Annotated in this window: 19 protein-coding genes; 17 read left to right on the top strand and 2 right to left on the bottom strand. The window is 31.4% G+C overall.

Annotation, left to right across the window (positions count from 1 at the left end):
* Nucleotides 1-5 precede the first annotated feature (5 nt).
* The 11 genes from GFV00_RS07180 to ribB all read left to right on the top strand — a co-directional run bounded on the left by GFV00_RS07180 (nt 6) and on the right by ribB (nt 12,836).
* A complete protein-coding gene (locus GFV00_RS07180) occupies nt 6-677 on the top strand; it encodes a class I SAM-dependent methyltransferase (protein ID WP_160557485.1) in 672 nt (223 codons plus the stop codon).
* 8 nt (nt 678-685) lie between these two features.
* Nucleotides 686-1,240: an acetolactate synthase small subunit gene (gene ilvN / locus GFV00_RS07175; RefSeq protein ID WP_105297163.1), complete on the top strand. Its 555-nt coding sequence runs from the start codon at nt 686-688 to the stop codon at nt 1,238-1,240.
* 13 nt (nt 1,241-1,253) lie between these two features.
* On the top strand, nt 1,254-2,300 hold the full coding sequence (gene ilvC / locus GFV00_RS07170) for a ketol-acid reductoisomerase (protein WP_105297162.1): 1,047 nt from the start codon (nt 1,254-1,256) through the stop codon (nt 2,298-2,300).
* Between the two features lie 76 nt (nt 2,301-2,376).
* Nucleotides 2,377-4,107: a hypothetical protein gene (locus GFV00_RS07165; RefSeq protein WP_160557486.1), complete on the top strand. Its 1,731-nt coding sequence runs from the start codon at nt 2,377-2,379 to the stop codon at nt 4,105-4,107.
* A gap of 68 nt (nt 4,108-4,175) precedes the next feature.
* Nucleotides 4,176-5,684 (top strand): glutamate--tRNA ligase, encoded by a 1,509-nt coding sequence (gene gltX / locus GFV00_RS07160; RefSeq protein ID WP_160557487.1) that lies wholly within the window; start codon nt 4,176-4,178, stop codon nt 5,682-5,684.
* A gap of 12 nt (nt 5,685-5,696) precedes the next feature.
* The gene (gene rpiB / locus GFV00_RS07155) at nt 5,697-6,128 is read left to right on the top strand and encodes a ribose 5-phosphate isomerase B (protein WP_160557488.1); all 432 of its coding nucleotides are present in this window, start codon (nt 5,697-5,699) and stop codon (nt 6,126-6,128) included.
* Between the two features lie 109 nt (nt 6,129-6,237).
* Entirely contained in the window at nt 6,238-6,969 is a 732-nt protein-coding gene (locus tag GFV00_RS07150; RefSeq protein WP_105297158.1) for a Bax inhibitor-1/YccA family protein, read from the top strand.
* Between the two features lie 149 nt (nt 6,970-7,118).
* Nucleotides 7,119-9,599, top strand: coding sequence for a DNA translocase FtsK (locus GFV00_RS07145; protein ID WP_160557489.1), 2,481 nt, complete (start codon nt 7,119-7,121; stop codon nt 9,597-9,599).
* 19 nt (nt 9,600-9,618) lie between these two features.
* Nucleotides 9,619-10,242, top strand: a complete 624-nt coding sequence (locus GFV00_RS07140; RefSeq protein ID WP_160557490.1) for an outer membrane lipoprotein carrier protein LolA — start codon at nt 9,619-9,621, stop codon at nt 10,240-10,242.
* 3 nt (nt 10,243-10,245) lie between these two features.
* Nucleotides 10,246-11,709 (top strand): LptF/LptG family permease, encoded by a 1,464-nt coding sequence (locus tag GFV00_RS07135; protein WP_160557491.1) that lies wholly within the window; start codon nt 10,246-10,248, stop codon nt 11,707-11,709.
* A 2-nt stretch (nt 11,710-11,711) separates the two neighbouring features.
* Nucleotides 11,712-12,836, top strand: a complete 1,125-nt coding sequence (ribB, locus tag GFV00_RS07130) for a 3,4-dihydroxy-2-butanone-4-phosphate synthase (protein WP_160557667.1) — start codon at nt 11,712-11,714, stop codon at nt 12,834-12,836.
* Between the two features lie 47 nt (nt 12,837-12,883).
* Here the strand turns inward: ribB and GFV00_RS07125 are convergent, their stop codons facing one another.
* Both GFV00_RS07125 and GFV00_RS07120 read right to left on the bottom strand, forming a co-directional pair.
* Entirely contained in the window at nt 12,884-13,951 is a 1,068-nt protein-coding gene (locus GFV00_RS07125; RefSeq protein WP_160557492.1) for a helix-hairpin-helix domain-containing protein, read from the bottom strand.
* A gap of 240 nt (nt 13,952-14,191) precedes the next feature.
* Complete coding sequence (locus GFV00_RS07120; RefSeq protein WP_160557493.1) at nt 14,192-14,899, bottom strand: histidine phosphatase family protein; 708 nt, start codon at nt 14,897-14,899, stop codon at nt 14,192-14,194.
* Between the two features lie 432 nt (nt 14,900-15,331).
* Between GFV00_RS07120 and GFV00_RS07115 the strand changes: the two genes are divergently transcribed.
* From GFV00_RS07115 to GFV00_RS07090, 6 genes are all read left to right on the top strand, one after another.
* Nucleotides 15,332-15,994 carry a GNAT family N-acetyltransferase gene (locus GFV00_RS07115; RefSeq protein WP_160557494.1) on the top strand — a complete coding sequence of 221 codons (663 nt, stop codon included), beginning with the start codon at nt 15,332-15,334 and terminating at the stop codon, nt 15,992-15,994.
* A 13-nt stretch (nt 15,995-16,007) separates the two neighbouring features.
* The gene (gene argG, locus GFV00_RS07110) at nt 16,008-17,195 is read left to right on the top strand and encodes an argininosuccinate synthase (RefSeq protein WP_185150000.1); all 1,188 of its coding nucleotides are present in this window, start codon (nt 16,008-16,010) and stop codon (nt 17,193-17,195) included.
* 65 nt (nt 17,196-17,260) lie between these two features.
* Nucleotides 17,261-18,241, top strand: a complete 981-nt coding sequence (argC, locus tag GFV00_RS07105; RefSeq protein ID WP_160557495.1) for an N-acetyl-gamma-glutamyl-phosphate reductase — start codon at nt 17,261-17,263, stop codon at nt 18,239-18,241.
* A 188-nt stretch (nt 18,242-18,429) separates the two neighbouring features.
* Nucleotides 18,430-19,224, top strand: coding sequence for a pyrroline-5-carboxylate reductase (proC, locus tag GFV00_RS07100; RefSeq protein WP_160557496.1), 795 nt, complete (start codon nt 18,430-18,432; stop codon nt 19,222-19,224).
* A gap of 63 nt (nt 19,225-19,287) precedes the next feature.
* Nucleotides 19,288-20,412, top strand: coding sequence for an aspartate aminotransferase family protein (locus tag GFV00_RS07095; RefSeq protein ID WP_160557497.1), 1,125 nt, complete (start codon nt 19,288-19,290; stop codon nt 20,410-20,412).
* Between the two features lie 22 nt (nt 20,413-20,434).
* Entirely contained in the window at nt 20,435-21,385 is a 951-nt protein-coding gene (locus tag GFV00_RS07090) for an N-acetylornithine carbamoyltransferase (RefSeq protein ID WP_160557498.1), read from the top strand.
* Nucleotides 21,386-21,437 lie beyond the last annotated feature (52 nt).

Genomic DNA, 21,437 nt, shown 5'->3' with positions numbered 1-21,437 from the left:
ATGTTATGGAAACTATTGAAACTCAATTTAACTCTGTCGCCCAACAATACGATAAACAGCGAAGAAAATTAATTCCCTGTTTTCAAGATTTTTATAAAATAGCGGTTGAAAATATAAACCTTTCATCATCTTCTCCTAAAATTTTAGATTTAGGGGCCGGTACCGGATTATTATCCGAATTTGTTCTTCAAAAATATCCAAATGCTCAAATTACTTTGGTTGATCTGTCAGAAAAAATGTTAGAAGTTGCTAAAAATAGGTTTGAAACTAATACTTCTATCCATATAATTCGACAAGATTTTACCACTTATACATCGACACAACCATTTGATGCCATCGTGTCCTCATTGGCTATTCATCACTTGGAAGACTCGGATAAAATTAAACTATATAATTCCATTTATTCTTATCTTAAAGAAGAGGGAACATTTATAAATGCAGAGCAAGTTTGCGGTGAAGATGATTATTTTTCAAAATTTTATGATACTCGTTGGAGATATCAAATTGAAAACAGCGGACTTACCGCTGATGAAATTAATGCTTCGTATGAAAGAATTAAATTAGACAAAAGAAGTCCCATACTTGCCCAATTAAAATGGCTGAAAGAGGCGGGCTTTAAACATGTTGATTGTCTTTATAAATATTATGACTTTGCTGTTTTATATGCTAAAAAGTAGAAATAACCATGAAAAATAAAACGTTATATACTGTAACTATATTTTCTGAAAACACTGTAGGGCTTTTAGGTCAAGTCACCAGTGTTTTTACCAGAAGATTTTTAAATATTGAAACTTTATCGGTATCGCCGTCAGCTATTGAAGGCATACATAAATTTACCATTACGGTACTTTGTGATAAAGAAATGATTGAAAAAGTAGTAAAACAAATCGACAAATGCGTGGATGTGTTGAAATCTTACTATAATACCGACGATGAATTAATTCATCAGGAAATTGCTTTGTATAAATTACCCACTCCTGAATTTTTAAAAATTGGTTCGGTGGAAAATTTAATTAGAAAATATAATGCTCAGATACTTGAAATTAACGAGATTTGTGTTGTCATTCAAAAAACAGGGCATTACACCGATACGCAAGCTTTGTTTCAAGAATTGAGTGAAAATATTAAAGTATTGCAATTTATTCGTTCTGGAAGAATAGCGGTAAATACTTCAAAAATAGAACGCTTAAGTGATATGTTAAGTGAATTAAAAATAAAAGAATCTTTAATAAAAAATTAAAAATACTAACAAGATGGCACAAATGAATTTTGGTGGAGTAATTGAAAATGTAATTACTCGTGATGAGTTTCCTTTAGAAAAAGCTAGGGAAACATTAAAAGATGAAACCATTGCTGTTATTGGATATGGAGTACAAGGTCCCGGACAAGCATTAAATTTAAGAGATAACGGCTTCAATGTAATCGTTGGACAACGTAAAGGAGGTAAAACTTGGGATAAGGCTATTGCAGACGGTTGGGTTCCGGGTGAAACTTTATTTGATATAGAAGAAGCAGCATCAAAAGGAACTATTATTCAATATTTATTGTCAGATGCCGCACAAATTGAGGTTTGGCCTAAATTAAAACCTCACTTAACTGCCGGTAAAGCTTTATATTTTTCTCATGGTTTCGGTATTACTTTTAACGACCGCACCGGAATTATACCTCCTAAAGATATTGATGTAATTTTAGTTGCACCTAAAGGATCAGGAACCAGCCTTAGACGTATGTTCTTAGAAGGAAGAGGGTTAAACTCCAGTTATGCAATTTTCCAGGATGCTACCGGTAAAGCTAAAGACAGAACTATCGCTTTAGGTATTGGTGTTGGCTCCGGATATTTATTTGAAACTGACTTTAAACGTGAAGTTTATTCTGATCTAACAGGGGAAAGAGGTACTTTAATGGGTGCTATTCAAGGAATTTTATTAGCTCAATATGAAGTGTTACGTGAAAACGGACATACTCCATCTGAAGCTTTCAATGAAACAGTAGAAGAACTTACACAATCTTTAATGCCTCTTTTTGCTGAAAAAGGTATGGACTGGATGTATGCAAACTGTTCTACTACTGCACAAAGAGGTGCATTAGACTGGATGACCCCTTTTCATGATGCCACTAAACCTGTATTTGCTAAGTTATATGCAGAAGTAGCTTCAGGAAATGAAGCACAAAGATCAATCGATACCAACTCTAAGCCTGACTATCGCGAAAAATTAGAAGAAGAACTTAAGGCTCTTCGTGAAAGCGAAATGTGGAAGGCTGGAGCTGTTGTTAGAGAATTACGACCGGAAAATAACTAATTAGTATTATATAAAAAAAGGAATATGCAAAATACATATTCCTTTTTTTATATTTACAAATTAAAATTACATTTAAATGTTTATAATTACTAAAAAATCTACTCTTCTAAATTCATCCGCATTAATTTTTCTTTTACTATCTCCCCTTTTCATAACATTATTTTTATCAAATCTATTATTTATATGTAAAATCAGCCTCTCTGGATCTACAATACTTTTTTCGTTTATATTATCTTATTTCATCCTTTTTTTCTTAACAAGAAAAACTCATCGGTACGAATGGTTTTTAACTCTTTTATTTTACCTTATATCATATTCACTTAGTATATTTTTCTATGATCTATCTGCCGATGGTCAATGGTATCATTTAGAAAGTATTATAAATCTAAAGAATGGATGGAATCCAATCTATGAAATATCAAAAACTAATGTTGCACAAATATATGTTCAATCCTATCCAAAAGGATATGAAATTATAGCCGCTTCTATTTACTCTTTTACTCAAAAAGTAGAATCAGGAAAGCTTATCAATATAATTGTTCTGATAGCTTCTCTAATATATGTTTTTAAATTGCTTAAACAAACTCAGTTAAGCAAGTTGAAGAGATATCTATATACTTTTCTTATCTGTATAAATCCAATAGTAGTTACTGAACTATTTACCCATTATTTAGACGGTTTCATGTATTCTTGCTTAATCATACTAATTTGTTCTTTTTGTTGCCTATTGAAAAGATATAACAAAATTGATTTAGCGACTTTTATATTTACATTATCAATTTTCTCATCACTGAAATTTACTTCTATTTTATCAGTTTTTATATTTGTATTATTTTCTTTTATATATTTATGGAAAGATCATAAATTTAAATTTAAGTACCTATTTCCATTTTTAATATCCGGAATAATCATCTTTCCATTAACCAATATAAATCCCTATTTCACCAATTTAAAAAATAATCATCACGTTTTTCATCCCGCATTTGGTAAAGAAAAAATAGAAAACTTACTATCCTCTCATGTAAATTATGATTTTTACAAGAAAAACAGAATTGAAAAAGCCTTTATATCATATTTTTCTTATACCGGTGGCAGCAAAAAAACAACAAATTTAAAAATGCCTTTTTCATTAAAACTATCCGAAATTAAAGTTCTTAGTGATGTAACCATTACTTATGGGGGATTTGGACCTTTCTTTGGAGGAATTGTTATCCTATCGACCCTTCTTTTCATTATTTCATTTTTTATTCCTTCCAAAGCTCCTTCTGGATTGTACTATCTAATCTTAGGAGTTATTGCAAGTATTTTATCATTTCCGGATTTTTGGTTCGCTAGAATGGTTCCGCAACTTTATTTATGCCCTGTTTTAATTCTTTTACTAATGGAATATAAATCAATAAATTCTAAATATCTTAAATTCGGAACTCTTATAACTCTATCATTTATTAGCATTAATACGTTAATGTTCATCATAATTTCGCTTACCTTAAATTTTTATCTTAGTCTAAATACCCATTATCAAATTTCTCAAATGAAAAAGCTTGGGAACAAATCACCTATTCTTATCGATTATTTTTTTAAATCAAACGTAACTAGATTGGAAGAAAATAATATTACTTATAAAGTGACCGAGATTCCTTATTCTGAAGATGATAAAAATCTTCAATTTTTTGGTGCTAAAGGAAAAAATACAACCCGATTTATAGCCGAATTTAATGAAAAAGATAAAAGTAATTTATTACGATATTTAGATAATCAATATAATAAGATTTTCAATTACTATCAATCTTATAAAAAAATTAAGTGAAATTTAAGTTTCAATTCTCTATAATATATATTTTTTCTTTGTTACTTTTGCGTAGAAAAATATAGAAAATGTCAGAAATCAGAGTTCGATTTGCACCCAGTCCTACCGGATATTTACATATTGGAGGAGTAAGAACTGCTTTATATAATTATCTCTTTGCCAAAAAAAATAAGGGAAAATTTATCTTGCGCATTGAAGATACCGATCAAAACCGCTATGTTGAAGATGCCGAAAAATACATAAGAGAATCGCTGAAATGGTGTGGCTTAGAATTGGATGAAAGTCCAGAAAAAGGAGGACCCTATGCTCCATATAAACAATCTGAAAGAAAAGACATCTATAAAAAATACATCGAAGAAATACTTAAAACAGATTTCGCTTACCTGGCTTTTGACACGCCAGAAGAATTAGAAAAGTTACGAAAAGAATATGAGGAACAAGGCAAAGTATTTTCTTACAACCATGAAGTCAGAAATCAACTCAATAATAGTCTCTCTCTAACGCCCGATGAAGTTCAAAAAAAATTAAACGAGGGAGTTCCTTATGTGATCCGATTTAAAATACCACCACATAGAACTTTGGTTTTAAAAGATATTATTCGAGGCAACTTTTCCATCGATACATCTATTTTAGATGATAAAGTTTTAGTTAAGACTGACGGAATGCCTACCTATCATTTTGCCAATATAGTAGATGACCATACCATGGAAATTACCCATGTGATAAGAGGAGAGGAATGGCTTCCTTCTCTGGCTTTACATGTATTGCTCTACGAAGCACTGGGATGGAAATCACCGGAATTTGCCCATTTGCCTTTAATATTAAAACCGGAAGGTAAGGGTAAATTGAGCAAACGAGATGGAGATAAATACGGATTTCCTGTATTTCCTCTTGCTTGGAAAAATGAAAAAGAAGGTACTTCTTCCATAGGATACAGAGAAGAGGGTTATCTACCTGAAGCTTTTATAAATATGTTGGCATTATTAGGATGGTCACCTTCCGATGACAAGGAAATACTATCTCTAAACGAAATGATTCAAGAGTTTGAATTGGAGAAAGTCCACAAAGCAGGAGCTCGTTTCAATCCTGATAAAGCAAAATGGTTTAATCATGAATATATTATTAAATCCAAAGCCTCTGACTTACTCCCTGAATTTCAAAAAATTTTGAAAGAAAAAGGTATTAAGACTGAAGAGACTAAGGATATTAGAATTATCGAACTATTAAAAGAAAGAGTTAATTTTGTAAAAGAAATATGGGAAGTAGGTTCTTTTTTCTGGATTGCGCCTTCATCTTACCAAGAAAAAAGTTATAAAAAGGTTGTCAAAGACGATACAAAAGCAATACTTACTCAATTAATTTCTAATTTGGAGTCAGTTTCTTTCACCGAAAAAGAATTACATGACAAGATTCATGAATTTGTGGAAAACTCAGGATTGGGATTTGGAAAAGTAATGCAACCCTTACGTTTAGCTCTAGTTGGTGATCTTAAAGGACCGGATATTCCGGTTATTATGGAAATAATAGGAAAAACAGAAAGCTTACAACGTTTAAAAAATTTAGAATCAAAAATTTAAAAATAAGAGGTTATGAAAATCGCATTAGCTTCAGATCATGCAGGATTTGAATATAAAAATTTTATATTTAAATATCTCACTGAAAAAGGAAACCAGGTACATGATTTTGGAACCTATTCGGGAGAAAGTGTAGACTATCCGGATTTTGTACATCCTTTAGCTATTGCTGTTGAGAAAAATGAATTTGATTTCGGCATACTTTTCTGTGGCAGCGGCGAAGGGGTATCCATAACCGCAAATAAACATTCCGGAATACGTTGTGCCCTTTGTTGGCAAACAGATATTGCCCGTTTAGCCAGACAACATAATAATGCGAATGTGCTTTCCATTCCTGCGCGTTTTATTGCAAAAGAATTAGCTCAGGATATAATTGATACTTTTTTATCCACTCAATTTGAAGGGGGAAGACATCAAATGCGTGTAGATAAGATATCCGAATGGTAAAGCGAATTTTATAAATATGACAAAATTTCATAAATAATTTTTGGAATAGATATTGACTTTTTATGTAATACAAAATATTGTATATTTGAAATAATAAATAACTAAGCAAATGGATTATAAAGATTACGGAAACACACTTGAACCATCGTTTCAAAAAAATGCCATAGCTAAACAGCAAGCTACATTTATATCTAAAGTATATATGTGGATGAGCTTGGCTCTATTTATAAGTGGTTTTACTGCTTATTTCACTGCAAATTCTCCAGGATTATTAAGCTTAATGTTTGGTACTACCGGCCCTACTTTCTTATATTATGCTTTAATTTTAGGCGAATTAGGATTAGTATTTGCTTTAAGTGGAGCAATCCATAAAATGACTTTAGGATTAGCATCGGCAGTCTTTTTGTTTTATTCTTTTTTAAACGGAATGACTTTGGCTATGATTTTCTTGGCTTATACCTTTTCATCTATAGCTACCACATTTTTTATTACTGCCGGTACATTTGCTATAATGAGTTTATATGGTTATTTTACCAAAACAGATCTTACAAAATTTGGAAGAATTCTATCCATGGCTTTATTAGGTGTACTATTAGCCATAGTTGTCAATATTTTCTTAAATAACTCCATGTTGGATTTAATTATTTCAGTGGTTGGAGTTTTAATATTTGTGGGATTAATTGCTTATGATACTCAAACTCTGAAAAATATAGGATCACAAATAAACTCTGAAGATGGAGAAAGTTATTCTAAAATTGCGATTCAAGGTGCCTTGTCTCTCTATTTAGATTTTATTAACCTTTTCTTATTTTTACTTAGATTTCTTGGTTCAAGAAGATAAATTTACTTTTTGAAAACGTTAAAATAGTTTATAGGTGAATAAAGTTTTTATTCACCTATTTATATATAATAAAATACCATTATTAAAACAAAATATAAATCTAACAGAAACTATAAAATTTGTAATTTTAAATTTATTTATAAATAAATATGGAGAACAATCCACAAGATAATAAAAATAATAAAAAAAAGCCCTTATTAAAAACAATCCTTGGTTTAGTTTTATTTAGCTTTTCCATCATCTTATTTATTTCATTCCTCTCATTTTACTTTAATTGGAAAGAAGATCAAAGCCAATTAACTTCTTATCTAAATAAAAATGTTACAGCGCAAAATATAATCGGTAAAACGGGCGCTTACTTAGGGGAAATATTTATTTTTGATGGTGTAGGGGTTATCGCATTTTTTATTCCGTTCTTCTTATTTATTTTATCTTTTAAAGTATTATTTAATAAAGAAATTCTAAAAATATGGAAACTCCTCTCTCATGGAATTTTCTTTATTATTTGGACTCCTATATTTCTAGCTATGATTTTCGGATCTAAATGGTTGCTTTCCGGTTTGATAGGCTATGAAGTATATGACTATTTAAAATCATTATTGGGCAGTGTAGGTACAGGTATTATATTATTGCTGACCCTGTCGATATATTTTATCCTTGAATTTAATTTGAGCGTGGATCATGTAAAATCTAAGTTGCATTCAACACCCCCTTTCAACCCGTCTAAAAAAGAAAAAGAAGAGGATGTTTTAAAAGAACGTTTTGAAGAAGATCAAATTTATGAGAAAATAAAAGACCCTAAAACCGTTCAATCTGAGACTGTTATCGCAAAAGTTCCAACAAAAAATGAAATTCAAGAAGAAAATTTAACAGGTATACAACAAGTCGAGTCACTAATAGAAGAGGAAAGTAATCCTATAAATTTATCCAATACCAATATTCTGATAGAAGAATCTTCCCATCCTGACACAACCACTCATTCTACAGAATTAGAAATTGATATTCCTACTACAGAAGAAACGGTTGAAGATGATATTTCTCTGACTATAGAAGAAACTAAAAAAGAAGAAATTTTATCTGAAAATGAGCCTAATAAAAATATTTATGACCAATTTGGACCTTATGATCCTAAATTAGATTTACCTAAATATAAATATCCTACTCTTGATCTTTTAACTAATTATAATACGAACAATAATATTACGATAAACAGTGAAGAGTTAGAAGAAAATAAAAATAAAATTGTAACAACACTTGCAAATTATGGCATTGGAATTTCAAGTATCAAAGCAACGGTCGGTCCAACAGTAACTTTATATGAAATTATTCCTGAAGCAGGTATCCGTATTTCCAAAATTAAAAATTTGGAAGATGATATAGCCCTTAGTCTTGCAGCTTTAGGAATTCGTATTATTGCTCCGATACCCGGAAAAGGAACTATTGGTATTGAAGTACCCAATAGTACCGCAACGATGGTTTCCATGCGTTCGGTTATCGCTTCACAAAAATTTCAAAAAATCGATATGGAACTACCTATTGTTTTTGGAAAAACCATATCTAATGAAACTTTCGTTACAGATTTAGCTAAAATGCCTCATATGCTCATGGCCGGGGCTACAGGACAGGGGAAATCGGTGGGATTAAACGCCATTATAACTTCTCTGTTATACAAAAAACACCCTAGTGAATTAAAATTCGTGTTTGTAGACCCTAAAAAGGTGGAACTTACCTTATACAACAAAATTGAACGTCATTTTCTTGCAAAATTACCGGATACGGATGAAGCCATTATTACCGATACGACTAAAGTGATTAATACTTTGAATTCACTTTGTGTGGAAATGGATAATCGTTACAAGCTTCTCCAATCAGCTTATGTAAGAACCATCAAAGAATATAACCAAAAATTTAAGGAACGTAAATTAAATCCTGAAAAAGGTCATCGATTCTTACCGTATATTGTTTTGGTTATTGATGAATTTGCTGATTTAATTATGACCGCCGGAAAAGAAGTAGAGCTCCCTATTGCCAGATTAGCTCAGTTGGCCAGAGCCATAGGAATTCATCTAATTATAGCTACACAAAGGCCTTCCGTAAATGTTATTACCGGAATGATTAAAGCCAACTTCCCCGCTCGTGTTGCATTCCGCGTAACTTCAAAAATAGATTCAAGAACTATTTTAGACGGAAATGGTGCCGATCAATTAATCGGGAAAGGAGATATGTTGTTTACCACCGGTAATGAACTGATACGTATGCAATGTGCCTTTGTTGATACACCCGAAGTTGATAAAATAACAGAATATATTGGTTCTCAACAAGGATATCCGGATGCATATTTATTGCCGGAATTTTATGAAGAAAATTCAAGTGTAAGCTCAAACGATGCGGTTGAAGCAAAAAGAGATGAGCTTTTTAATGATGCTGCTCGAGTAATTGTAACCGCTCAACAAGGATCCACCTCTTTGATTCAACGTAAATTATCATTGGGTTATAATAGAGCCGGAAGAATTATGGACCAACTTGAAGCGTTCGGCATTGTTGGGGCTTTCGAAGGAAGTAAGGCACGTAAAGTTCTGGTTTCTGACCTGGTTAGTTTGGAACAATTATTGGAAAATTTAAACCCCTAAAAAAACATTACCTAATAATATGAAAAAGATATTTGCATTCTTATTTATTTGTTCTTCATTTTTAATATGGGCTCAAAAAATTGATCCGGAAGCAAAAAGACTTTTAGATACAGCTAGTGCGAAACTCAGCCAAAATTCAACATTTTACGTAAAATTCAATTATTTATATTCTATACCCGGACATAAAAGTATATCTGAAATTGGACAGGTTTATGCCGCTAAAGAAAAGTATCATTTAATTCTGCCCAGTATTACCCAAATTTATGACGGAAATAAGATTTACTCTATTTCCAAGGAAGATAAAGAAATCACTTCTTCTGACAAAGAAGACGGTGAAAGCCTATCTCCTACCAATATTTTAAGTCTTTATAAAAGCGGTTTTAATATTACTTTTGAAGGAAATACAACTATTAATAATGTTAAATGTTCCGTTATTAAATTGGTTCCTATTGATACCAAAAAATCCAAATCTATACTTCTTGCTCTTTCTAATAATAAGATATTAAGAGTATCTGAAAATTATAATGACGGAAGTTCTTTAATTTTAATGATTATTGATTTTAAAGAAAATTTAATTGTAAATAAATCTTTACTTACATTTGATAAAAATAACTATAAAGATTACACACTAACAGAGTTATAAAAGATGATTAAAAAGTTAGACTGGTATATTATCCGCACTTTTTTTGGTCCTTTTTTATTTATATTTAGCGTTTTAATGTTCATCTTTGTAGTTCAGTTTGCCTTTAACCAAATGGATAAATTTTTAGGTAAAGGACTGAACTTATGGGATATATCTAAATTATTGTATTATCTGGGCTTGGATGTGATTCGTCTCGTTTTACCTTTAACTATCTTGTTGTCATCAATTATGACATTTGGTGGTTTCGGAGAGCGTTATGAACTAGCTGCAATGAAATCAGCTGGAATTTCATTAGCCCGAATAATGTATCCTCTTTTTAGTCTTGTAGTATTACTGGCCATCTGGTTATTTTATTTCTGTAACACCACACTTCCCGAAAACCAACGAAGAGCGCGTAATATGCTCATCAATATTGCACAAACAAGACCTGCGCTGAATTTTGAAGAAGGACGATTTATTAAAGAAATGAATCCTTTAAGCATTAAAATTGGCAGGAAAAGTGGTGAAAATGATAGTGAATGGGATCAAGTATTTATTCATAAAAATGCTTCCCCTTTTGAAGATCAACAAACCATAATAGCCGATAAAGGAAATATAATTTCCAAAGATAACCATTACTTAAAAATTGAATTATATAATGGATATATATATCAAGATAATATTAAAGGTAAGAATTTAAATGAACTAAAAAAACAACCGGGTAATTCCATTAAGTTTGATACCTTAACTCAATATTACGATATTTCAGATATAATTAAAAAGTCACTAGATAAACAATCCGAAGGGGATAATTTCAGATATAAATCAGTATCGGAATTAAGCACTTATATAGATTCCATCAAGACTTCCAATACTGTGTACTTTAAAGGGCTTGGAGAAAATGGCATGAAACTTTTATTAGGAGAAACAAATTCGTTGGATTCCCTAGATTATAGTCATTATAATGAAGATTTTCCGTTTGAATGGTCCAACTTAGATGATAACACTAAATATAATTTAGTTAAAGCCGCCATAAATCAGGTTACTCTGTCTAAGTATGAATTAGGTTCAAAAGCCACCGAAATGAAAGCGGTAGAAAAATTTATAGCTAAAATGATTTTATGGCAGCAAAAAAATATCATTTCATATTCCGTTACCTGTATAGTATTTTTCTTGATAGGAGCTCCGCTAGGATCTATCATTAGAAAAGGGGGAGTCGGTTTACCTGTAGTTGTTGCCATAATAATATTTATCATTTTTTATATTTTAGGGCTTTATATGGAAAATTTAGCAAAAAATCAGGTAATCAATGCCTATTGGGCTTCTTGGATTCCTAATGCAATATTTCTACCTGTTGGAATTTTTCTAACTATAAAATCCATGAGAGATTCTGAACTATTTGACGTGGATAATTATTTAAAACCTTTTAAAAGATTTATTAGTAAATTTATCAAACAAAAAAAATTAGAACACAGTAGATACCAATGATTATTACAGACTTAAAAATGAATACCATATCAGAAGCTCTTGAAGAATTAAGACAGGGAAAGGTAATTATAGTTGTTGATGATGAAGATCGTGAAAACGAGGGTGATTTTGTTGCTGCAGCTTCAACTATGACACCTGAAACTATAAATTTTATGACTAAGTACGGAAGGGGGTTGATTTGCACGCCTTTAACTCAAAAAAGAGCTGAAGAACTGGACTTGGAATACATGGTCGGAAAAAATACTGATCCTAAGCAAACGGCTTTCACTGTTTCAGTAGATTTACTTGGACATGGGATTACTACAGGTATTTCCGCTTCTGATCGATCCAAAACCGTTAAGGCTCTTGTCGATGAAAATATCAAGCCAAGTGATTTTGCACGTCCGGGTCATATTTTTCCTTTAGTTGCAAAAAAAGGAGGAGTACTTAAAAGAGACGGACATACTGAAGCTACAGTCGATTTATTACAATTAGCGGGACTTCCTTCTACCGGAGTTTTAGTTGAAATCATGAATGAGGATGGAACAATGGCTCGTTTACCTCAATTAATGGAAGTTGCTAAGAAATTAGATTTAAAAATTATAACTATTAAAGACTTAATTTCATATCGACTTAAAAATGATTCTTTGATTGAAAAAATCGACGATGAAATAATTAAAACCTATTATGGAGAATTACGATTTGTAACGTATAAAGATAAAACCAACGATCAAATTCATTTTGCCTTAGTGAAGGGAGAAATTAATGAAGATGAAATCATACCTGTAAAAGTTTGTGCTAATAATATATATTTGGATCTTTTCAAAACCCTTGCTCAAGGAGAAGAAACCATTGTAAATAAAGCTATTAATTTTATTAATGAAAATGGCAAAGGAGTAATTATTTTTATAAACAATCCTTCCAATACAGAAGTAATTGAAAATCATCTGAGCGAACTCAAAAAATATATATCGGGAGAAATAGCTGATTTTGGCATACAATCAGACGAAAGAGATTTAGGAATCGGTGCACAAATAATTAAAAATTTAGGAATTAAAAATATCAATGTCTTAACAACCAATCCTAACAAAAATTTCCCTTTAAGTAGTGGATATGGAATTAAGATTGTAAATGAAATTAAAATTTAAATTTCATTCTCATAAATTATAAATAAAGAAGCTATATAGTAGCTTCTTTATTTAACCAAGTATTGAATTATAAAATGATATTTTGGATCTGATTCGGTAATGACACGTAAAGGATCTTTCTTCTTATTTCTTGCTTCTATAATTTTATTTTTATACTTCCTTAAATAAATATGTTTGTGTAAATCTTCTTCTGAGGCTGTTTGTAAATTTATTTTAAGAACTTGGTATGGATTTAAGACGAAAGAATCAAAAATTCTTGAGACCATTTCAGAAGTTATATCATAAACATCTTTAATTTGTTCCATCGACACAAAACCACCTAATCCTTTTCTAAAACTCAATATTCTTTTAGTTATGATTTCATTTTCAATTACGGAATTTATATCGTTAAAAGATGCTGTATTAATATCCTTTTTTTCATTGGAAATTTGAAGTACTTTTATATTTGATGTATTTTCAATATTTTGAGAAGGAAGCTTAATGTACGATTCCAATTCATGATATTTTACAGTTGATATAATATAACATTTTTTTAAATCCTCTTTGGATTTGAATTTTCCACCGATAGAATTTTTATATCTTATAATGCTTTCCGCTTGTTTTTCTGAAAAACCTATACGCATCCAATCGTTTACATTATATGTATTCGGGTCAAATGTTAATAACCGATTCTTCTTTACTTTACTAGAATTAGTAGTTGTTTCATTAAAGCCGTTCTCCGGTAATAACAGAAATGGAGATATTTTAGCATACATTTCTTCGGAGATTACATAGCAAGATTTAAGCTGTTCTTTAGAAGTAAATTTACCTCCAAGCATAGCCTTATAGTTAATAATTACCTGTGCTTGTTTTTTAGAGAAACCTAAACTCTGCCATTCTTCTGTATTATAATCAGTTGGATTAAAAGGTTCTATAAATTTATCTTTTTTATCCTTTACCTTAAAATTCTGTTCATTAATTTCTTCAACAAATTGAAAAGGAGTAGCATTATTATTCTCAAATATCGAAGAAATTAAAGCATTCCTATGAATTAATAATTCTAAAATACATATAATTATGAGCAACAAAAGAACACCTATACGTTGCTCTTTTATCATTTTAAGGCGTAAATTCATAAAAATTAATATAAATATATAATTACAAGAGCTTAATTTTTAAAATGTTACCATTTATTATGGTAACGTAAAAAAATTATATTTTTATATTAAAAAAATGAAATACTATTTCTTTTAAATCGCTGTAAAATAATAACCTAAGATTCAAAATAGCTTAGAGGAAGTTAGCAATCCCTTTAAAATTGCGAACTCAATGGATACTTTACAAAACTATTATGTGAAAATTTAATTCAAAAATATTTAGCTATTTTTTCCTTTTTCTGCATAGCTCATATCATTAACCGATTCGATGATATATTTTCCATCTTCAAATACAACTTTACATACTGAAGCGTTTTCCAAATCCTTAACAAATAACCTTTTACCTCCCAGATTATGAAGCATTAGAGTTATACTTAATCCGTGAGATACGATCAGAACGTTTTTATTTTCCTTATTCTTACTTTCGATCTGTACAATATCCGATAAAGCTTTATGCGTTCTTTTTTCAACTGTATTAAAATCTTCTGCCATTTTCATAGGATCTAAAACACTTATGGTATTTACCGCTTCTTTATAAGTAATTTCTTTATTCTTGTCAAAGATATCATTGAATAAATCCTGAGCATTAGTGTAATGAAGATATAAAGCAACATCCTTAAACATTTCGGTAGCTAAGGCAGTTTCATACGCTCCAAAACAGATTTCTCTTAATTCAGGTTTTTCTGTAACCGGAAGTTCTTTTTGATCTGAATTTTTTAAAATTATATTGATAGTCTCTCTGGTTCTCCTTAAATCACTGCAAAAAGCTGAAGAAAATTTAACATCTTTCAATCCTTTACCCAAATTTTCTGCCACCTCAATCCCTTCTTTTGTTAACGGTGTATCACTCCAACCTTGAACTTTGTTTAATGTATTTAAAATTGTCTTACCATGACGTACTATGTAAAATGTAATCTTAGATCCCATATAAAAAATATTAGCATTTTAAATACAAAATTAGAAAATTTTGTTTGTTATAAGTATAGAATAATCATTATAGTTCACTAGTATTTCATACTGTTGATTTAATTAAACTTAAAATTAAAAAACAAAATATATCTGAAAAATAATTATTTTTAATCGTATAATTTTTAAAAAATTTTATTCGTATAAAAAAATAATTATTATTTTTGTTATGTTAATTTAGATTTTAAAAGTTAAAAATCTTAGTTATGTTATTACGCAATTTAACATTGCCGGTTAATAAAATTACCCTTTTATCTTACCCTATCTACTTCAGTAGGCAGGTTAGGCTTTGATTTTCAATTTTTCCAAAGCCGACACTTCCGTTTTTTATACAGTAATTTATCTACTACTGTTTTTTCAATTTATCCATTTACTATATTATTTATACATAAGATGAATATTAATATTGTTGTTGCAACAGAAGAACATTATCAATACGCTGAAGAAATATGCGAAACTATTTACCAATCGGCTATTATAAGGGGTACAGGTATTGCTAAAAGAACACCTGAATACATCCAAAAAAAAATGGATCAAAGACAAGCGATTTTAGCTCTTGATAACACAAAATTTGCAGGTTTTTGTTATATCGAAAAATGGCAGAACGGAGAATTCGTCGTCCATTCAGGATTAATTGTTCATCCTGACTACAGAGGAATAGGTTTAGCCAAAAAAATAAAACATTTTATTTTTGATTATACCCGCAAAAAATTTCCGGAAGCTAAAATTTTCGGTATAACTACCGGTTTGGCTGTAATGAAAATTAATTCGGAATTAGGATATAAGCCGGTACCCTTTTCTGAACTAACTGAAGATCCTGACTTTTGGAATGGCTGTAAAACGTGTACGAATTTTAATATTCTACAAAGTAAACAAAATAAAATGTGCTTATGTACCGGAATGTTATTCGATCCTAAAGATCAAAAAAAAGATAAGAATATCTCCCATAAAAATAGTTTCGATAAAAAGGTCATTACTCATCTCAATAAAATAAAAGAAGTATTTCACTTAAAATCTAAAAAGGATTGTAATAATTCCCAAATTAAAACCATCTAAAAAAATCTTGATTATGAAAAAAGCAGTTTTAGCATATAGTGGAGGACTAGATACTTCCTATTCTTTGGTTAAACTAACTAAAGAACACGATATGGAAGTACATACCGTTATAGTAAACAGCGGAGGATTTTCTGAAGAAGAATTAAAACAAATTGAAAAACGAGCATATGAGTTGGGTTCCAATCATCATATAACCATTGATATTACTGAAAAATTTTATAGAAATTGTTTACGCTTTCTCATTTATGGAAACATTTTAAAAAACAATATTTATCCCTTATCAGTTAGTGCAGAAAGAATATTTCAGTCACTGGCTATAGCGGAATACGCAAAAAAAATAAATGCGGAATATATAGTTCATGGAAGCACGGGAGCCGGTAATGATCAAATCCGATTTGATGTAGCCTTTGAAGTCATCTCCCCTAAATCAAAAATAATTACACCTATTCGTGATGAAAATATTTCTCGTCAAGAAGAAGTTGACTACTTACAAAAAAACGGAATAAACATGAATTGGGAAAAAGCAAAATATTCCATCAATAAAGGAATATGGGGAACTTCTGTAGGAGGTGTTGAAACACTTTCCTCTGATCTCCCTTTACCGGACGAGGCCTTCCCTACTCCCCTCTCTGAAACCACTCCTTCCATAATTGAACTTGAATTTTCTAAAGGAGAACCTATCGGATTAAATGGAGAAAAAATGAATCCGGTGGCATTAATTCAAAAACTGAATGAAATAGGAGGGAAATATGCCATTGGACGAGATATACATGTAGGAGATACCATTTTAGGAATTAAAGGAAGAGTAGGTTTTGAAGCTCCTGCTCCTATGTTACTAATTAAAGCGCATCATCTGCTGGAAAAACATACCCTATCCCGTTGGCAACTCTTACATAAAGATTCATTGGCCAATTGGTACGGTACTTTATTGCATGAAGCTCAGTATTTAGACCCTGTAATGCGCGACATTGAAGCATTTCTTACGTCCTCTCAAAAACGGGTTAGTGGAACCGTAAAGATTCAGTTGTATCCCTATTATTTCCGCATGATCGGTATAAAATCTCCTTACGATATGATGCAATCAAAAGTTGCTACTTACGGTGAAGAAAATGAAGCTTGGGACAGTAGAGATGCCCGAGGTTTCATTAAAATTTTTGGAAATCAATTAAAAATTCATCATAGTTTCAATGATTTAGAATAATTTACGAACTTTATCTTGAATTAAAGTAAATAAAAATTGAAAGTATAGTTTAGTTTAAAAAACCAATGAACAAAATAAAAGCCAGTATTGTGGGAGGGGCAGGATATACTGCGGGCGAATTGCTGCGAATCCTCATTAATCATCCAAAAATAGAACTCACATCCGTTTACAGCACTTCCAATGCAGGAAATCCTGTCACAACGGTTCATGAAGACCTTATAGGTGAAACCGATTTAATTTTTTCTGAACGCATTGATAAAGAGGCAGATGTTGTTTTTTTGTGTTTGGGACATGGTAAATCCAGGGATTTTTTGACAGAAAATGTGTATTCTAAAAACACAAAAATTATAGATTTAAGTAATGATTTCAGGGTTAAACCTCATCATGTATTTCAAGACAGAACATATATTTACGGTCTTCCCGAATTACAAAAAGAAGAAATAAAAAAGGCAAAAAATATTGCCAATCCCGGATGTTTCGCCACCGCCATACAATTAGCTTTACTACCCTTAGCAAAGAAAAGTTTATTGTCCCAAGATATTCATATCCACGCAGTAACCGGCTCTACCGGTGCAGGGCAATCACTTTCAGCAACTGCTCATTTCAGTTGGAGAAATAATAATGTTTCCTTTTATAAAGAATTTAGTCATCAGCATGAGGCAGAAATTTCACAAAGTATTGATCAGTTAGGAACCAACCGACATCAACTCTATTTTTTACCTATGCGGGGAAATTTTACTCGAGGGATTCTTGCCGGCATATATTTAAAATGTGAAATTACAAAGGAGGATGCTTTTTCTTTATATCGTGAATACTATCAGGATCATCCATTTACCTTTGTTTCGAACACTCCTTTATCTGTAAAGCAAGTAGTCAACACAAATAAATGTATATTAGAAATACAAAAACATAAAGACACCTTATTAATTACTTCGGTGATTGATAATTTAAGTAAAGGTGCTTCGGGTCAAGCCGTACAAAACATGAACCTTATTTTCGGATTTGAGGAATCGGAAGGTTTACATTTAAAACCGGTGGCATTTTGATAAAATTAGAGTTATGAATTCACTATTTCCTCTTAAAATGATTAACCAGAAAAACTCAAAATACAATATCAGTTTCCTTAGTTTATTTAGAAAGTTCTTATGATTCTTTTAGAGATGTTAACTAAAAAAAGGATAAATTACTGATTTTAATGAATAATAAAATTATTTAATTAGTACAAAATTATAATATGAAAATAGCAATTATTGGAGCCGGAAATTTAGGACTGGCAATCGCAAAAGGAATTATTAACAGCAATTTTGCTGAATCATTATACATTACTAAGCGAAATATTAAAACCTTACATGAACTGGAAAATAAACAAAATATAGTTCTTACCTCAGACAATAAAGAGGCAATTAAAAATTCAGAGATTATATTGTTTGCGGTACAGCCTAATGTTTTAACCAATGTTTTACAAGAATGCCGGCATTTATTTACGGAACATCATACTTTACTATCAGTAGTTGCCGGATTTGATTTAAGTAAACTAGAAGAAATCATAGGCAATCATTTTCCAATTATTAAGGCCATGCCTAATACTGCTATATCGGTGAAAAAATCCATGACCTGTCTTTGTTCCAATAAAAAAGGAAAGGATCGAATCAATATCGCGTTGGAAATCTTTAATCAATTGGGACATGCTGTAGAAATTCCTGAAGAGCAAATGCAAGCGGCAACAATTATTTGTTCCAGCGGTATAGCTTTTTGGCTGAGGATCATTCGTGCACATATGTTGGGAGCTATAGAGATGGGACTGGAGCCGCAAGAAGCCCTATCCATGATTACTCAAACTTGTATGGGAGCGGCACAATTAATTGAGTCTAAAAAAAGTCATCCCGAGCAAGAAATTGATAAGGTCACAACTCCGGGCGGGTGCACCATAGCCGGAATTAATGAAATGGATCATCAAGGAGTTAACTCTGCCATTATTAAAGGGCTTTTAGCTTCCTATACTAAAATCAATCAGCTGACTAAGAAATAAATAGTAAAGTATCACATGAATACCACAAAAAAACAATAATAAAAATTTATAAAGGATACTAATATGAGTCTATTCAATGTATATCCTATTTACTCTGTAACCCCTGTTAAAGCATCAGGTTGTACCGTATGGGATGAAAAAGGAGATGCCTACCTTGACTTTTATGGTGGGCATGGGGTTATTTCCATCGGTCATTCGCATCCGACGTATATCAAACATGTAACTGAACAAATCAATTCCATCGGATTTTATTCCAATTCAATTATCAATCCTGTTCAGGAAAAACTGGGTAATTTATTACCTCAAATTTGCGGATATCCCGACTATTCGTTATTCCTCTGCAATTCAGGAGCTGAAGCTAATGAAAATGCTTTAAAATTAGCCTCCTTTCATACCGGAAAATCAAAAGTTTTAGCCTTTAAAAACAGTTTCCACGGGCGTACTTCCGCAGCGGTTGCCGTGACCGATAATCCAAAAATTATTGCTCCTATCAACGCGCAACAGGAAGTGGTATTTTGCGAATTAAACGACATTAAAAGTGTTAAAAAAGAGATTGCTAAAGGGGAGGTATCTTCCGTAATTATCGAAGCTATTCAAGGAGTGGGTGGATTGGATGAAGGAAGTACTGAATTTTTTCGGGAATTGGAAAAGGTTTGTAAAAATAATAAGGTAGTTCTAATTCTGGATGAAATTCAATGTGGATATGGACGATCCGGTAAATTTTTTGCCCATCAACATCACGGAATCAAAGCAGATATTATATCGGTAGCGAAAGGGATGGGAAACGGATTTCCTATCGGGGGGATCTTAATTTCTCCTGAATTTACTTCTTCTTTTGGATTATTAGGAACTACTTTTGGCGGAAACCATCTCGCTTGTGCCGCAGCATTAGCAGTTTTAGAAGTAATGGAGGATGAAGAAATTTTAAACAATGTTCAAAAACAATATGAATATTTCATTAAAAAATTTTCTTCTCTATCGCAAATTAAGAAAATTAAGGGTAAAGGATTAATGCTGGGATTAGAATTTGATTTCGAAGTCGCAGATCTCCGTAAAAAATTAATCTATGAAAAAAAGATTTTTACGGGTAATTCCAATAATAAAAATCTACTGCGTGTGCTTCCGCCGTTAACTATTTCCAAAAATGAAATTGATATGCTTTATGACAGTTTACAGTCTTGTCTTTAACAACCTTATAAAATAAGAAATAATGAAAAAGTATACTTCTGTCGATGATATTACAGACCTAAACGAGATGTTAAATTTGGCTAAGAAGATTAAAGCTGCTCCTTTAGCCAACCAAGTTTTGGGAAAAAATAAAATTTTAGGGCTTTTATTTTTTAATCCGAGCTTAAGAACGCGATTAAGCACACAAAAAGCAGCTCGCAATCTGGGTATGGATTGTATGGTTATGAATTTAAACACAGAAGGCTGGACATTAGAATTTGAAGATGGAACGGTAATGGATGGTTCTGCTTCCGAGCATATAAAAGAAGCTGCTAAAGTTATATCAGTTTATTGTGATATAATAGCCATTCGAAGCTTTCCTACTTTAAAAGATAAGGAAAAAGACGAAGCGGAAACAGTCATTTCTTCTTTCGTTAAATACGCCACCGTTCCGATCATCAGTTTAGAAGGGGCTACAGAACATCCTCTACAAGCTTTGGCTGATGCGTTGACCATTGAAGAATACAAAAAAACGGAACGTCCTAAAGTGGTATTGAGTTGGGCTCCACACCCAAAAGCCCTTCCTCAATCTGTTTCCAATTCATTCGTGAAAATGATGAAAAAAATGGAGGTGGATTTTGTTATTACTCATCCGGAAGGATACGAGTTGAACCCTGAAATTACTAAAGGTGTTCCCATTGAATATAATCAAGAAAAAGCATTTATAAATGCTGATTTTATATATGCTAAAAATTGGAGTAATTACAACGATTATGGTAAAATATTAAATGAGGACCCTCATTGGACCATCGGAAAAAGACAAATGGAATTGACAAATCACGCTAAATTCATGCATTGTTTACCGGTACGAAGAAATATGATTGTAACTGATGACATATTGGACAGCGATGCCTCGATAGTTATACCTGAAGCAAATAATCGAACGTATTCTGCTCAAACCATTCTTACTCGAATTCTGGAAGGGCTCACATAAATATTAATTATTTGATTTTTGGTAAAAAAACAGGTATTTAACTAATTACTAA

It is taken from the genome of Apibacter sp. B3935 (assembly GCF_009827705.1).
Lineage (GTDB): Bacteria > Bacteroidota > Bacteroidia > Flavobacteriales > Weeksellaceae > Apibacter.
Note: the sequence above shows the minus strand (reverse complement) of the source record. Positions and strands in the feature narration are given on the sequence as shown.

Coding starts and splice junctions, on each gene's coding strand:
- GFV00_RS07180 (WP_160557485.1), top strand. CDS start 6: ATGGAAACTATTGAAACTCAATTTAACTCTGTCGCCCAACAATACGAT.
- ilvN (WP_105297163.1), top strand. CDS start 686: ATGAAAAATAAAACGTTATATACTGTAACTATATTTTCTGAAAACACT.
- ilvC (WP_105297162.1), top strand. CDS start 1,254: ATGGCACAAATGAATTTTGGTGGAGTAATTGAAAATGTAATTACTCGT.
- GFV00_RS07165 (WP_160557486.1), top strand. CDS start 2,377: ATGTTTATAATTACTAAAAAATCTACTCTTCTAAATTCATCCGCATTA.
- gltX (WP_160557487.1), top strand. CDS start 4,176: ATGTCAGAAATCAGAGTTCGATTTGCACCCAGTCCTACCGGATATTTA.
- rpiB (WP_160557488.1), top strand. CDS start 5,697: ATGAAAATCGCATTAGCTTCAGATCATGCAGGATTTGAATATAAAAAT.
- GFV00_RS07150 (WP_105297158.1), top strand. CDS start 6,238: ATGGATTATAAAGATTACGGAAACACACTTGAACCATCGTTTCAAAAA.
- GFV00_RS07145 (WP_160557489.1), top strand. CDS start 7,119: ATGGAGAACAATCCACAAGATAATAAAAATAATAAAAAAAAGCCCTTA.
- GFV00_RS07140 (WP_160557490.1), top strand. CDS start 9,619: ATGAAAAAGATATTTGCATTCTTATTTATTTGTTCTTCATTTTTAATA.
- GFV00_RS07135 (WP_160557491.1), top strand. CDS start 10,246: ATGATTAAAAAGTTAGACTGGTATATTATCCGCACTTTTTTTGGTCCT.
- GFV00_RS07125 (WP_160557492.1), bottom strand. CDS start 13,951: ATGAATTTACGCCTTAAAATGATAAAAGAGCAACGTATAGGTGTTCTT.
- GFV00_RS07120 (WP_160557493.1), bottom strand. CDS start 14,899: ATGGGATCTAAGATTACATTTTACATAGTACGTCATGGTAAGACAATT.
- GFV00_RS07115 (WP_160557494.1), top strand. CDS start 15,332: ATGAATATTAATATTGTTGTTGCAACAGAAGAACATTATCAATACGCT.
- argG (WP_185150000.1), top strand. CDS start 16,008: ATGAAAAAAGCAGTTTTAGCATATAGTGGAGGACTAGATACTTCCTAT.
- argC (WP_160557495.1), top strand. CDS start 17,261: ATGAACAAAATAAAAGCCAGTATTGTGGGAGGGGCAGGATATACTGCG.
- proC (WP_160557496.1), top strand. CDS start 18,430: ATGAAAATAGCAATTATTGGAGCCGGAAATTTAGGACTGGCAATCGCA.
- GFV00_RS07095 (WP_160557497.1), top strand. CDS start 19,288: ATGAGTCTATTCAATGTATATCCTATTTACTCTGTAACCCCTGTTAAA.
- GFV00_RS07090 (WP_160557498.1), top strand. CDS start 20,435: ATGAAAAAGTATACTTCTGTCGATGATATTACAGACCTAAACGAGATG.